Source organism: Allobosea sp. P4_E12, from assembly GCF_056401655.1.
Map to the genome: position 1 here is coordinate 226,943 of NZ_JBFUIY010000004.1, position 13,776 is coordinate 240,718.

Annotated in this window: 12 protein-coding genes and 1 tRNA gene; 1 reads left to right on the forward strand and 12 read right to left on the reverse strand. The window is 66.5% G+C overall.

Going from position 1 to position 13,776, the window contains the following annotated elements; translation table 11 throughout:
* Positions 1-91 precede the first annotated feature (91 nt).
* The 12 genes from AC1DW9_RS06675 to AC1DW9_RS06730 form a co-directional block, all read right to left on the reverse strand.
* Positions 92-949, reverse strand: coding sequence for a LysR family transcriptional regulator (locus AC1DW9_RS06675; protein WP_441505050.1), 858 nt, complete (start codon positions 947-949; stop codon positions 92-94).
* Between the two features lie 236 nt (positions 950-1,185).
* A complete protein-coding gene (locus AC1DW9_RS06680) occupies positions 1,186-2,175 on the reverse strand; it encodes an ABC transporter substrate-binding protein (RefSeq protein ID WP_441505051.1) in 990 nt (329 codons plus the stop codon).
* Positions 2,172-3,935 carry a thiamine pyrophosphate-binding protein gene (locus tag AC1DW9_RS06685; RefSeq protein WP_476775102.1) on the reverse strand — a complete coding sequence of 588 codons (1,764 nt, stop codon included), beginning with the start codon at positions 3,933-3,935 and terminating at the stop codon, positions 2,172-2,174. Before AC1DW9_RS06685 ends, AC1DW9_RS06680 begins: the two co-directional genes overlap by 4 nt.
* 25 nt (positions 3,936-3,960) lie before the next feature.
* Positions 3,961-5,460 carry a tripartite tricarboxylate transporter permease gene (locus AC1DW9_RS06690; RefSeq protein WP_441491970.1) on the reverse strand — a complete coding sequence of 500 codons (1,500 nt, stop codon included), beginning with the start codon at positions 5,458-5,460 and terminating at the stop codon, positions 3,961-3,963.
* A 7-nt stretch (positions 5,461-5,467) separates the two neighbouring features.
* Positions 5,468-5,926 carry a tripartite tricarboxylate transporter TctB family protein gene (locus AC1DW9_RS06695; protein ID WP_476775103.1) on the reverse strand — a complete coding sequence of 153 codons (459 nt, stop codon included), beginning with the start codon at positions 5,924-5,926 and terminating at the stop codon, positions 5,468-5,470.
* Positions 5,927-6,014: 88 nt separating this feature from the next.
* Complete coding sequence (locus AC1DW9_RS06700) at positions 6,015-6,986, reverse strand: Bug family tripartite tricarboxylate transporter substrate binding protein (RefSeq protein WP_441505054.1); 972 nt, start codon at positions 6,984-6,986, stop codon at positions 6,015-6,017.
* Between the two features lie 67 nt (positions 6,987-7,053).
* Complete coding sequence (locus tag AC1DW9_RS06705; RefSeq protein WP_441505055.1) at positions 7,054-8,568, reverse strand: aldehyde dehydrogenase family protein; 1,515 nt, start codon at positions 8,566-8,568, stop codon at positions 7,054-7,056.
* Positions 8,569-8,703: 135 nt separating this feature from the next.
* On the reverse strand, positions 8,704-9,609 hold the full coding sequence (locus AC1DW9_RS06710; RefSeq protein WP_476775104.1) for an NAD(P)-dependent oxidoreductase: 906 nt from the start codon (positions 9,607-9,609) through the stop codon (positions 8,704-8,706).
* 14 nt (positions 9,610-9,623) lie between these two features.
* Positions 9,624-10,232, reverse strand: coding sequence for a malonic semialdehyde reductase (locus tag AC1DW9_RS06715; RefSeq protein ID WP_441505057.1), 609 nt, complete (start codon positions 10,230-10,232; stop codon positions 9,624-9,626).
* Positions 10,233-10,330: 98 nt separating this feature from the next.
* Positions 10,331-11,311 (reverse strand): LysR substrate-binding domain-containing protein, encoded by a 981-nt coding sequence (locus tag AC1DW9_RS06720; RefSeq protein WP_476775105.1) that lies wholly within the window; start codon positions 11,309-11,311, stop codon positions 10,331-10,333.
* Positions 11,312-11,603: 292 nt separating this feature from the next.
* Positions 11,604-11,679: transfer RNA gene (locus tag AC1DW9_RS06725), tRNA-Ala, on the reverse strand.
* 169 nt (positions 11,680-11,848) lie between these two features.
* Positions 11,849-12,247, reverse strand: a complete 399-nt coding sequence (locus tag AC1DW9_RS06730) for a TIGR02300 family protein (RefSeq protein ID WP_113515648.1) — start codon at positions 12,245-12,247, stop codon at positions 11,849-11,851.
* Positions 12,248-12,413: 166 nt separating this feature from the next.
* Here AC1DW9_RS06730 and aroA point away from each other — a divergent pair, with 166 nt between their 5' ends.
* Positions 12,414-13,754 (forward strand): 3-phosphoshikimate 1-carboxyvinyltransferase, encoded by a 1,341-nt coding sequence (gene aroA, locus AC1DW9_RS06735; protein WP_441491977.1) that lies wholly within the window; start codon positions 12,414-12,416, stop codon positions 13,752-13,754.
* The last annotated feature ends 22 nt before the right edge of the window (positions 13,755-13,776 follow it).

Consider the following 13,776-nt stretch of genomic DNA (forward strand, 5'->3'; position numbering starts at 1 on the left):
CCGCCCGGGTTGGCAGCGATATTTGCCAATGCTGACTATTCGATTTGGCAATGAAGCCGGTCGGGATCACGCATCAGCGCAATCCGGCCACTCATCGCTCCAGCCGGCAGAATTCGGCCAGTCTTTCCGCCAGTACGATGGCCGCAGCAGGCGCGTTGTCGCGGTAATACAACGCCAGCTCGAAATCGTTCACCTCCGGCAGTCCTTCTGCCGCGCCCAGCGTTCGGTGGTCGGGCAGCCGGCAGCCGGCCGGCAGCAGCGTCACGCCCAGCCCGGCGGCGGAGGCGGCAGCGAGGGCAGCCAGGCTGGCGCTGCTGTAGCTTACACGCCAGCGAATGCCGAGGCTGTCCAGCGCCTGGCAGAGCTCCTCGCGATAGAGACCGTTGAGCGGGAACACCGCCAGCGGCACCGGCGAGCGTTCGATGGCCGGGTGCGCCTGGCTGTCCAGCCATAGCAGCGGTTCGAGCCTGGCCGCGCGCGGCGGCTGACGGCGGCGCTGCTTGACCAGGATCAGGTCCAGCTCTTCGCGCTCATAGGCGCTGCGCAGATCGGCGCTGAGGCCGCTGGTGACGTCCAGCCTCAGATGCGGCTGCTCACGGCTGAATGCCGCCAGCAGGTCGACGGTGGGGACCGTAAAATCCTCCGGCATGCCCAGCCGCAGCACGCCGTCGCGCCAGAAGCCGGTCAAGGCGTCATGCGCCTCCTCGTTCAGGGCGATGATGCGCCGTGCATAGCTCAGCAGCCGCCCACCCTCCTCGGTCAGCTCGACCTGATGCGAGGAGCGCTCGAAGAGCGGCTTGCCCAGCATCTCCTCCAGGCGCCTGACCTGCTGGCTGACGGTGGACTGCGACAGGGACACGCGGTCGGCGGCGCGGGTGAAGCTTTGGCTCTCGCAGACCGCGACGAAGCTGAGCAGCAGCTGCGGGTTGAACATCGGATAGCGATTCATGCACCCGCCGCCAGCATTTCATGAGCCGATTTGCCCGATACTAGGCGGTGCGGGTGGTCATGGCCAAGGCGAAGCAAGCCTTCGCGGGCGAATATCCGCGCGTTGGCGTCGGACTCAGCAGCCGCTGAATCCCGTCCTTGAGCTGCGCGCGGCAATCTGCCCGGCACTGGCCTTCGCTCACTGCGCCTGTCGGCCAGACGGAGCGGCGTTGGTGCTTGGCGCCACTGAGGGTCCCCTCAGCAGTGATTCGGAAAGATCTCCGGGATCGAGAGACATCTGTCGGTAAGCCCCTGTTCCCGGGAATAGCGGGCCATGGCCTCGATCGCCGTGCGGTTGGGCTCGATCCCATAGGGCCAGTAATCCTTGCCCATGACCTCTTCGGTCTGGCGCAGCGCCGCCTCCTGCCAGGGCAGCATCGCCGTGTCATAGGCAAACTGATGCAGCTCGTTGGCGGCGAAGGCCTTGGCCTGCTCGAAGGCCACGGTCAGCGACGCAGCCAGGTCGGGATGGCGATCGGCGATGTCGGAACGGATGCCGATCAGATGCATCGGCGGGAACAGGCCGGTCTTTCGGAAATAGGCCCTCTCAGCCGCCGGAACATCCGGAAACAACCGCCGGATCGCCGGATGCCCGTCGGCGAAGGCCTTCGGCGCGCGCGGCGCGATGATGGCATCGAGCTTGCCCTCGAGCAGCCACTGCCAGAGCGTCTCGCCGGCGGGCAGCCGCGTCGTCTCGAACCGGGCGGGCAGGGTGACCGGCACCTTCTCCTCGCGACCGGGCGCATCGATGCCGCCGATGATCCAATGGACTGCTTCCGGCCGCACGCCATATTCGTCGGCGAGGAGGCCGCGCACCCAGACATTGGCCGTGAGCTGATATTCCGGGACGCCGACGCGCCGGCCGGCGAAATCCTCCGGCCGCTCGATCCCGGAATCGCTGCGGACATAGAGCGCGCTGTGGCGAAATTTGCGCGAAACGAACAGCGGCAGCCCCAGATAGCGACAGGTGCCGCGCGAGCGCAGCAGGAGGTAGGTCGAGAGCGACATCTCGGTTATGTCGAACTCGCCTCCAAGCATGCCGCGCAGGAAGACCTCCTCCGGCGGGAGCACCGACCAATTGAGCGTATAGCCCTTCGGCCGGAACATGCCCGCGATCAGCGGCCAGGTCCGGTCATAGGCGCCGCAGCCGACGGTGAGCCGCGTGTCCACTCCCAGGGGCCCGTTCATCGGTCGGAATAGCCGGGGATGATCAGCGCATCGATGATGTAGCGACCGCCGGCCGCGACAACGGCAGCGCCCCGCTCCAGCTCGGCGAGCAGCTCGTCGACGCTACGGACCGAAACAGCCCCTTCGAAACCCTGCGCGCGCGCCAGCCCGATGATGTCGGGCGCCGGGTCATCCAGCCGCTGGCCGATCCACTTGTTCTCGACCGGCCGGCCGCGCTGGCGTGCCATGCGCTCCTGATGGACCTCGTCGTTGAAATAGGACCGGTTATTGGCGACGACGAGCAGCATCGGCACGCGCTGATGCGCGGCTGTCCAGAGTGCGTTCACGCCCATCAGGTAATCGCCGTCGCCGATGACTCCAATCGTCATCCGGCCGCTGCCCTTCAGCGCAATCGCGGCGCCGATCGTGTGGCCAGGCCCTGTGCCGACGGCGCCGCCGCCATCCTTGCCGAGAAAATCCAGTGGCGTGCGGAACCGGCAGGCGCTGCGCGGCCAGCCGAAGGAGAGACGGGCGAACGTCACCTCCCGATCGCGCGCGAAGGCAGAGATCGTGAAGGCCATCTGTTCGGCGTTGAAGGGCGCGGTACGGTCCGGGCCCTCCGAGGCTGTCTGCGTCCAGTGGCTGCCTTCGGACACCAGTGACGGCGCCGGTTGCCAATCCGTGCCGACAGCCTCCAGCAACTGGCTGACGAAGCGATCCGGATCGGCCGCGATCCTGACATCGCAGGCCGGCAATGCCTGATGGTCCATGCTCCAGCCATTGGCGACATGGCCGTCGAGCGAGCAGTGGACGATCGCGGCCGTCAGCGGCTCCTGCGTCTGCGAGGCACCGCAACGGGCGCTGAGGAAGCCGGCCAGATCGTGCCAGTCGAGGCTGACGATGGCATCGGCCTCGCGCAGCAAGTGCTGCTCGGCGTCGTTCGGGCGCTCGCCGACCGGGGCCAGCGCATGAAGCCGGTGCTCGGTCGGAAAGCCTGACGCATTATGCGTGGTCGTCAAAACCGTCGCCCCCAGCCGCTCGGCCAATGCGATACGGCGTTGCCAATCGCCGGCATGGCGCGAGACCCGGCCGATCAGGAGCAGGGGCGCACGCGCATTGCGCAGGATGTCCAGGGTCCGAGCGATGTCCTCGGCGGGAGCCGCGGCCGGCCGCGGCGGCGCAAAGCGGCGGATATCGGGAACCCTTACCGCGCGGTCGAGCCGGCTTTCCTGCATCTCGGCGTCGAGGCAGACATAGACCGGGCCGGTCGGAGCGGTCCGCGCGATCTGGTCGGCGCGCAGCACGGATTCGACCGCGGCCTCGGCCGAGGCCGGCTGGTCGTCCCATTTGGTGTAATGCCGGACCAGCGCGCCCTGGTCGCGCGCAGTGTGGATCCAGTCGATCCAGGGCCGGCGGCGATGCGCGTCGACCGGGCCCGTCGCGCCGAGGATCAGCATCGGCCGGCGATCGCACCAGGCGTTGAAGATCGTCATCGTCGCATGCATCAGCCCGACATTGGAATGCAGGATGACGGCCATCGGCTCCTGCGCCACCCGCGAGAATCCGTCGGCGATCGCCACCGCGTGTTCCTCGTGCAGGCAGACGATCATCGCCGGGTCATGGTTGCCGAGGTGGTTCACCAGGCTGTCATGCAGGCCCCGGAAGCTCGCGCCTGGAACCAGTGCGACATATCTGTAGCCCAGCGCCCTGATCGTCTCGGCAACGACGTCGCTGCCCCATCTTTCGGTCGCCGGCGCCACGGCGCCCCCCTCGGTCTGCATGGTCATGTCCATCTGGCTGTCGCGCTTATTCGCTGAAGACCTCGTCGCGGCCCTTACGGATCGCCGGTAGGATGGCGACGGTGAGCATGGCGAACGCGATCAGGATGAGGATGGCGGCGATCGGCCGCTCGACGAAGGTCATGGGGTTGCCGCGCGAGATCATCAGTGCCTGACGGAGGTTTTCCTCCATCATGCGTCCGAGCACGAAGCCGAGGGTCAGCGGCGCCGGCTCGAAGCCGAACTTGGTGAGGCCGTAGCCGAACACGGCCAGCGCTCCCATGATCAGGATGTCGGCCGGCTCGTTGTTGATCGAGTAGACGCCGATGCAGCAGAAAATGACGATGCCGACGAACATCAGGCGATACGGCACTTTCAGCAGTTTCACCCAGAGCCCGACCGCCGGCAGATTGATGACCAGCAGCATCAGGTTGCCGACCCACATCGAGGCGATCAGCCCCCAGAACAGGTCGGGCATCTTGGTCATGATCTGCGGGCCAGGCACGATGCCGTGGATCGTCATTGCGCCGACCATCAGGGCCATCACCGCATTGGGCGGGATACCGAGCGTCAGCAGCGGAATGAAGGAGGTCTGAGCTCCGGCATTATTGGCCGATTCCGGCCCGGCGACGCCCTCGATCGCGCCGCGGCCGAACCGGCGCGGATCGCGGGCCAGCTTCTTCTCGAGCGTGTAGGAGGCGTAGGGCGCGAGCACGGCACCGTTGCCCGGCAGGATGCCGAGGATCGAGCCGAGCAGGGTTCCGCGCAGGATCGGCTTGGCCGAAGCGCGCAATTCCTCGGGGCCAGGCAGCAGCCGGCCGATATGGGTCTGGCGTACCTGCCGTGACTCGCCATGCTCGAGGCTGCGAAAAACCTCGGCGATGCCGAACAGCCCCATGCCGAGCAGGGCGATCTCGATACCGTCGGCGAGCCAGGTCGCTCCGAAGGTGAGGCGCAGCTGGCCGGTTGTCAGGTCTGGCCCGACAGTCGAGAGCAGCACGCCCACCAGGATCATCACCACGGCCTTGAGCACGGATCCGCGCGCCAGCAGGACTGCGAATGCGAGCCCCATCAGCATGAGCGCAAAATACTCCGCTGGCCCGAAGATCAGCGCGATGCTGGCCAACGGCGCGGCGAGGGCGGCAATCACCAGTGTCGCAATCGTGCCGGCGACGAAGGAGCCTATCGCCGAGATCCCAAGCGCAATGCCCGCTCGGCCTTGGCGCGCCATCTCATGGCCGTCGATTGCGGTGACGACAGCGCTCGACTCGCCGGGGATATTGAGCAGGATCGAGGCGGTGGAGCCGCCATACTGGGCGCCGTAATAGATGCCGGCCAGCATGATCAGCGCGGCGGTAGGATCGAGCCCGAAGGTCAGCGGGAGCAGGATAGCGATGGTCGCGATCGGCCCGATCCCAGGCAGGACGCCGATCAGCGTCCCCAGCATGCAGCCGGCAAAGCAGAGCAGGATATTGGTCGGCGACAGCGCGATGCCGAGGCCGTGGCCGAGATTCTGCAGGAGTTCCATGCGCGCCTCAGAAGTTGATCGAGAACGACGGGAGCACCAGCATCGGGATCGGCTGGTTAAGCGCGAAGCGGAACAGAAGGGCACAGGCGACCGTCATCGCCAGCGCAAAGACAATGAGCTCGCGCGGCCTGACCTCACGCGAGCCGAAGCCGGCGACGAGCATGGCAAGCGGCGCCGCGACGATGAAGCCGGGCTCACGGATCGTCGCGGCGAAGAGCACGATTCCGGCCAGTACGAAGGCCGGCCCGCGCAGATGCCAGCGTTCGAGCGCGTCGCCATCCTCGATGAAACCCAGCACGACGAGGACAGCACCGCCGATGCCGATCGCGATCGCCGTCCAGCGCGGCACCATGGCCGGGCCGATGACGCGCAGCGTGCCCTGCGCGAGATTGCCGAGCATCAACACGACGACGGTCGCCGCTGCGATGAGGATCAGGCCGGAGACCAGATTCTGCGGAGAACGCACGGCGCGTTTCCACCGGGGGAGAGGCTCGGACTGGCTCATGACAGTTTCGCCCTGGCTTGGGAGGCGGCGCGTTGCGGCCGGCTCGGCGTCATTCGACGGTCACGCCGACGGTGCGCACCATCTCGCCCCATTTGGCGACCTCAGCCTTCAGATAGGTCGCGACCTGGGGAGCCGAGCGGACATGGAGTTGGTAGCCCATGCCCAGGAGCTTCTCCCGCGTCTGCGGCTCGCTGACGATCTCGTTGATCGCGGCGTTGAGCTGCTCGACAATGGCCGGCGGCGTCTTGGCCGGGGCGAGCACGGCGACCCAGGATTCGGCGACGAAGGGGAATCCGGACTCGGTGTAGGTCGGAACATCGGGCATCGCCGCGACACGCGTCTCGCTCGCAACGGCCAGTCCCTTGAGCTTACCCTCCGCGACCTGCGGGATGATGCCGAAGGACGATGCAACCATGTCGACCTGGTTGCCGAGTGCCGCCTGCACCGAGAGCGCGCCGCCGCGGAAGGGAATATGCGAGGCCGGCTGCATGGCGAGGCGTTTCAGGAAGTACTCGGTCGCCAGATGCGAGCCCGAGCCGACACCGGCGCTGGCGAAGGTGATCTCCTCCTTCTTGGCCCAGGCGAGATAGTCCTTCAGATTGCCGGGCTTCGATGGATGCGTCGCGATCGTCTCCGGCGACGAAACCGCAATGGCGACCGGGATGAGCTGATCGAGCGCGTAGTCGCGCTTCTTGTAGAGCGTCTCGTTGATGGCGATCGCCGTCGAGGTGACGAGCAGCGTCAGCCCGTCGGGCTTTGCATGCGCGACGATTGCAGCGGCCGTATTGCCGCCGGCGCCGGCCTTGTTCTCGACGGTGACCGCCTTGCCCCATTTCTCGTTGAGCTTCTGGCCGACAATGCGTGCGAAGGTATCGACGAAGCCACCGGCGGCAAAGGCGACCGTCATGTTGATGCGGTCGGACGGGTAGGCCGGCGCCTGCGCCGAGGCGAGGCCGGCAGAAGCCGAGAGCGCGATGCCGGCTCCGACGAGACGGGCGGCAGCGCCAGTGAGACTACGCATGTTTCTCCCTCCGTTTATGTATTTTTATGACCCGCGAGCAGTCACGCGGTCTTTCCGATCGCTCCTGTCAGCTTCTTGCCGGCCGCTTCAGGTTGACGTGGATGTGCTTTTCTTGGGTGTAGCTGAGCAGTTCTTCGAGGCATTCCTCGCGACCCAGACCTGATTGCTTGTAGCCCCCGAAGGGTGTGCCGAGGAAATGCCGCGAGACCTCGTTGATCCAGACAAAGCCGGCCTCGACCTCGCCGGCGAGACGGTGCGCGTTGCGGACGTCATTGGTCCAGATCGAGCAGGTCAGCCCGTATTCGACGCTGTTGACGGTCTCGAGCATGCTTGCCTCGTCCGACCAGCGGAAGACCGCAAGAACCGGTCCGAAGACCTCCTCGCGCGCCAGCCGCATCGCAGGCGTCACCTCGGTAAACACGGTGGGCTCGACGAAATTGCCGTTGGCGAGCGCCGGATCGAGCGGGCGGCCGCCACCACAGAGCAGGTTCGCGCCCTCCGCCTTGGTGTCCGCGATGAAGCCCATCACCTTGTCCAGCTGGGCGCGGCTGATGATGGCGCCCATCGTGGTCGCCGGATCGGTCGGGTCGCCCGGGCGGAATTGCTTCACGCGCTCGGCAATACGCGCCACGACCGCGTCATGGATCGCCTCGTGGATGAAGGCCCGGCTGGTCGAGCCGCAGGACTGGCCGCACCAGATGAAGTTCATGCCGGCGACCACGGCGGCCGCGACCTCGTTGGGATCGGCATCGGCAAGCGCAATCAGCGCATTCTTGCCGCCGAGCTCGAGCAGGACCGGCTTGATGGTATCGGCGCCGGCCTTCATGACGGCGCGCCCGGCCTGGACGCTGCCGATGAGCGAGATCATCGCGACGCCGGGATGGGCGGCAAGCGCCGCTCCGGCCTCGCGACCGCCTGGGAGTACGTTGAAGACGCCTGGAGGCAGCACTCCGTCGATCAGCTCGGCAAAGCGCAGCGAGCTCAGCGGCGCCTGGTCCGGCGGCTTGACGATGACGGTGTTGCCAGCCGCGAGCGGCGCAGCCGACTTGGCGGCACAGAACATGAACGGGTGGTTGAACGGGATGATGCGGCCGATGACGCCGCGCGGCTCGCGCACCGAGAAATTGACCGATTCCCGGCCGAGCGGCACCGATTGGCCCTTCATCTCGGTGACGAGGCCGGCGAAGAAATCAAGCTGAGAGGCGGCGTTGGCAACGTCCCCGAGCATCTCGTGGACCGGATTGCCGCCGTCGATTGCGTCGATGAGCGCGAGTTCCCGCGCGTTGTCGCGGACGATCTGGGCGATTCGCCTGAGGATCTTGGCGCGCTCGGCCGGGGCGACGTTCCGCCAGCCGCGATAGGCGGCGCCAGCGGCCCGGACCGCGGCATCGACATCACTGCTTCCAGCCTGCGCGACGAAGCCGAGCGACGCGCCCGTCGCCGGGCTGGTCAGTTCGAGACCGCCGGTCTCGGCCGCCTCGCGCCAGCTGCCGTTGATGTAGAGGTTCCGGTTCCGCGGCAAGACATCGGGCGATGCGCTTGCAGTTGCTGGCGCGATCGGGTCGCGCATGTCCTGGTCCATCGTCTGTCTCCCCTTCCGGCGAGGCCGGTCGCGCCGGCTTGCTGCGCCGGCGCATTTTCTTGCTTGCTTATTGGGTATCGGCTTCGCCCGGAGCGGTCTTCGCGGTGTTTCGGGCTTCAGCTATAACTTTCGCGACTATGAGGGCTCCGGCTTCTGCCCGGAGAGTGCGGCGCGTACGGCATCGAGCATCGCGAAACCGTCTTCGGGCTCGGCCTGCAACGGCAGGCGCCCGAGTCGTTCCTGCTGGAGGACGACGCCCTCTGTGACGGCCGGGTCGATGCCAAGCTCGCGAAGCGTCAGCGCGACCTCGCGCATTTCGGCGGCACGCCGGACGCCATGCTGCAGCATACGGCTGACATTGTAGGGAACGACTTTTGGCCAATCGAGGCCAGGATAGCTGCGCCCGAGGGAGTCGAGGATCACCGGGTCGATTCCGGCGACACGCGCCGCCATGAAACACTCATAGGTCAACGCCTCCAGCCCCTTGACCATGACGCTGCGGATCATCTTGATGATCGTTGCCGACCCGATCTGCGGACCCGCCGGCCCGAGCTCCATGCCGAAGCCCGCGAAGATCGCGATGAAGCGCTCGGCCGCCTCGCCGGCGACCAGGCAAGGTGTGGCGTGGCGCTTGGGGTGAACCGGCGCCATGATCGCGAGATCGAGATAGGCACCAGGCGAAGCAAAGGCCGCGGCCGCCTCGCGCTTGCGGCCGGGCGAGACCGAATTGACGTCGACGAAGACCTGGCCGGATACAAAATGCGGCGCAACCTGGCGGGCGGCGTCGAGACTGTCGGCTGCGGTGACGGCCGAGAATACGAAATCGGCGCCGGCCAGGGCGGCCTCGAGGCTGTCGGCGAGGCGGACGCCCAGGTGCTCTGCCGGCTTGCGGACGCGCTCCTGCGTACCCGCGGTGTCGAAGGCGGCGATCTCGACGATGCCGGCTTCGAGCAGGCCGCCGGCGAAGGCCAGTCCGGCCTCGCCGAAGCCGATGAAGCAGAGTCGCGGCGGGTTGGTGCGCGAAGAAACGGTTTGCAGCATGATGCCCTCCGCGATCAGAGAATCTGGCAGATATCGTCGAAGTCGAACCGCGCGGCGCGCGGCCTGACGCTCGCCGGATCGCCATGACCGATATTGATCAGGAAATTGGACCTGACCTCACCGCCTGGGAAGAATTCGGCGTCCACGACATCATGCAGGACCCCGGACATCGGGCCGCAATCGAGCCCCAGCGCACGCGCCGCCATCAGCAGGTAGGCGCCCTGCAGGGTCGCGTTGCGAAAGGCAGCCCGGGCAGCAAGGTCGGGATCCGAGAGATAGCCCGCGCGCTTGTCGACCGCATGCGGCGCCAAGCGCTCCAGATGATCGAAGAAGCGGCTGTCGATGCCGAGGATCGCGGTTACCGGCGCCGCCATGGTCTTGTCTACATTGCCGGGTTTCAACCCGGGCCGCAGCCGCTCCTTGGCCTCCTGCGAGACGACGAAGACGATGCGCTGGGGGCTGATATTGCTGCTCGTCGGCGGCATCCGCGCGAGTTCGTAGAGCTCGCGCAGTTGCGCGTCGCTCACCGCCTTCGGCAGCCAGCCGTAATAGGTTCGCGCCTCGCGGAAGAGAATGTCCAGGCAATGCTCGGATACGCATTGTCTTGTCGTCTGTTGAAGCATGAGCTGCGAACCTGCGGATGAGACGCCGGAACGCTATCCGCAGGATGCCCGTCGCGTCTTCGTGTGCTGGTTCACAAGAGCTATAAGTGCCGGGAATATCACATGCCGGTGAGCGTATCCGGCGAGGCGCCGTCCTCGTCGAGCAGCCCGGTCGCCCGCAATTCACGCAGATGGTCGCGCAGCGCCGCCAGCAGGGCCCCGACGCTCGGCGACCGTCGACGATGGCGCAATGTGATGATTCCGGCCGGCCGGCTGCCTGAGACCATGGGAACGGGCAATATCCTGACGGCACCGCGGCCGAGATCGCCGGCGAGCATCAACCGCGGAAGGATAGTGACATAGTCGTTCGACAGAACGAGCTCGCGGATGAAGGAAATCGAGGTCGAACGCAGCGGCGCGGCCAGCATCTCCAATCCGGAATAAGCGATCACCGCATCGATCTCCTGGCCGAGGCGCTGTTCCAGCGAGGGCAGCACCAAGCCGAACCTCCCGAGCTCCGCTCCCGCGCTGCCGGGGCGGTCGAGCAAGGGATGACCGGCCCGTGCCAGGACCGAGATCGGCTCGTGATAGATCGTCTCGCGGTGAACATCATGGGCGGTTTCGAGCTCGTAGAGCCGCCCGACGATCAGATCGAGCTTGCCACTCTCCAGCTGCGGCATCAGCTCCGCCGTGCGCCCCTGCACCAGCCTGATGTTCAACTCGGGATTGGAGGCGCGCAGCCGGCCGAGCGTCGGCGGCAGCACGCTCGTCGCCGCAGTCGGCAGGGCGCCGATGACCAGCGTGCCGGCCTGCCCCTGCTCGATCAGCCCGATATCGTCCGTGAGTCGTTCGACCAGCGACAGCATGGCCCGGCCACGCTCGACAACGGCACGGCCGAAGGGGTTGATCATCACGCCGCGGGCCATCCGGTCGAAGATGGGATGGCCGACGATCAGCTCGACATCCTGCACCGCCTTCGACACTGCGGGCTGCGTGATGCTGAGCGCGTGGGCCGCGGCCAGGAAACTGCCCTGCTCGGCTACGGCAATGACGATCTCGATCTGCCGCAGCTTCAGGCGCGCATTGATCTGCGATCGCATGGCCTGCCTCTCCCCATTGCAGGCAAGCCCTTTGCCCTACTGAGGGGGCAATGACAAATTGGGGGAATCAATGATCTCACCGACGCATACCAGCGAATCGATGGTTCTTCGGAGAGTCGGGCCTTCGGGCTGAGATTGCCGGCATGGTCGGGCGACCGCGAAGCTGATTCTCAGGAACGATCTGTTCGGCGGACTCTGAGAAAGCCTGGGGGCCGAGCGCGGCGGCCGGCGATCAAGACCGCAGATGCGACACGTCCACTCTCGGTGAGTTCGTGATCCGGATCGGAAAATTTGGTGGAGCCAGGCGGAATCGAACCGCCGACCTCTTGAATGCCATTCAAGCGCTCTCCCAACTGAGCTATGGCCCCACGCTGGCCGATTGATTTGGGGGTCAACCGGCAAATTCCCGGACACCGCAGGAGTGGCTTCAACTTCGAAGCCCGGCGATGTCCGCGTCGTCACTGTCGCGACGGAGGGCTCTATAGGCGGGCTCGGCAGAAGACACAAGCACCTATATCGCAGAAATATTTTTTGTCCTCAGACGTCCTCGTCACCCTCGATGTCGCCATCGATCAGATCGGAGACGTCATCGTCGCCTTCCTCGTCCTCTTCCAGGAACGTGTCGTCTTCCTCGGCAGCGATGTCGTCCTCGACCTCGATGTCGTCCTCGCTGGTGACAACCGCGTCCTTCTCGCTCGTTTCGGCATCGGCCTCATCGAGAGAGACAAGCTCGACCGCGCCGTCAGCGGCCTCGGTCTCGTCCTCGTCATCCGCTTCCTTGGCGACAACCGCCGCCGCTTTGGCCTGCGGCTCGAACATCGAACGCGGGAAAGCCTGCCCCGTATAGGGCGAGACGATCGGGTCCTTGTTCAGGTCGTAGAATTTGCGTCCCGTGGTCGGGCAAACGCGCTTGGTACCAAGTTCCGGTTTCGCCACTGCGTCGGACCTTCATTCATTCATGTTTTGAAAAGCAGGCGCGTCCGTTAGTCGTGCCGGCCGGCCCTGTCAAATGCTGATTTGATTCGCGTCTCGCGCGTGGCGCGCGACGGGTGGCCATGCTAGGCAGCCAGCGTCCAAGATCAAGCAGCCAGAGACGATCGACGTGGCCCACGCGCAGCACCCAACTCCCGTCACCGCCCGGGCCTCCGGCCCGCTCTCCGGCCGTGTCCGGGTTCCCGGCGACAAGTCGATCTCGCATCGCGCGATGATCTTCGGCTTGCTCGCCATCGGCGAGACCAAGGTCACCGGCCTGCTCGAAGGCGAGGACGTGCTGCGCACAGCCGACGCGGCCCGGGCGCTGGGCGCCATCGTGCATCATGACGGCCCCGGCGCCTGGCGCGTCCAGGGCGTCGGCGTCGGCGGGCTGAGGGAGCCGGCCGGCCTGCTCGATTTCGGCAATGCCGGCACCGGCTCTCGCCTGATGATGGGCGTTTGCGGCGCGCACCCGATCACCACCACCTTCGACGGCGACGCCTCGCTCAGGAAGCGGCCGATGCGGCGTATCCTCGATCCGCTCGAACTGATGGGCGCCACCATCCTGTCGCAGGAAGAGGGCGGGCGCGTGCCGTTGACGATCCGCGGGCCGAAGGAGGCGCTGCCGATCACCTATCGCACACCCGTCGCCTCGGCGCAGATCAAGTCGGCCGTGCTGCTCGCCGGCCTCGCCGCCCCGGGCGAGACCACGGTGATCGAGACCGAAGCGACGCGCGACCATACCGAAAAGATGCTGGCGCATTTCGGTGCCGAGGTGCGGGTGACCCCCGAGGGGGCCCATGGCCGCCGTATCGTGCTGACGGGCCAGCCCGAATTGCAGGCGGCGCCGATCGTGGTGCCCGCCGACCCGTCCTCCGCCGCCTTCCCGCTGGTCGCAGCGCTGATCGTGCCGGGCTCCGACATCCTGATCGAGAGCGTCATGACCAATCCGCTCCGCAGCGGGCTGCTGACCACGCTGCGCGAGATGGGGGCCGACATCACGGTCGAGAGCGAAGCCAATGAGGGCGGCGAGACGGTAGCGACGCTGCGCGTCCGCTCCGGCGCCCTCACGGGCGTCGAGGTGCCGCCGGAGCGCGCGCCATCGATGATCGACGAGTATCCGGTCCTCGCGGTCGCCGCGTCCTTTGCCAGCGGCACGACCCGGATGCGGGGGCTTCAGGAGCTGCGCGTCAAGGAATCGGACCGGCTCGCCGCTGTCGAGGCCGGGCTGAAGGCCGCGGGCGTGACCTGCCGGATCGAAGGCGACGACCTCGTCGTCGAGGGCGGAAACGGCAAGGTCACGGGGGGCGGCACGGCCGCAACCCATCTCGATCACCGCATCGCCATGAGCTTCCTCGTCATGGGGCTGGCGACGCAGAAACCGATGCAGGTCGATGACGGTGCGATGATCGCGACCAGTTTCCCGACCTTCATCAGCCTGATGAACGGGCTGGGCGCTGAGATCGCATGAGCCCTGCCGCGATGCGCAAGCG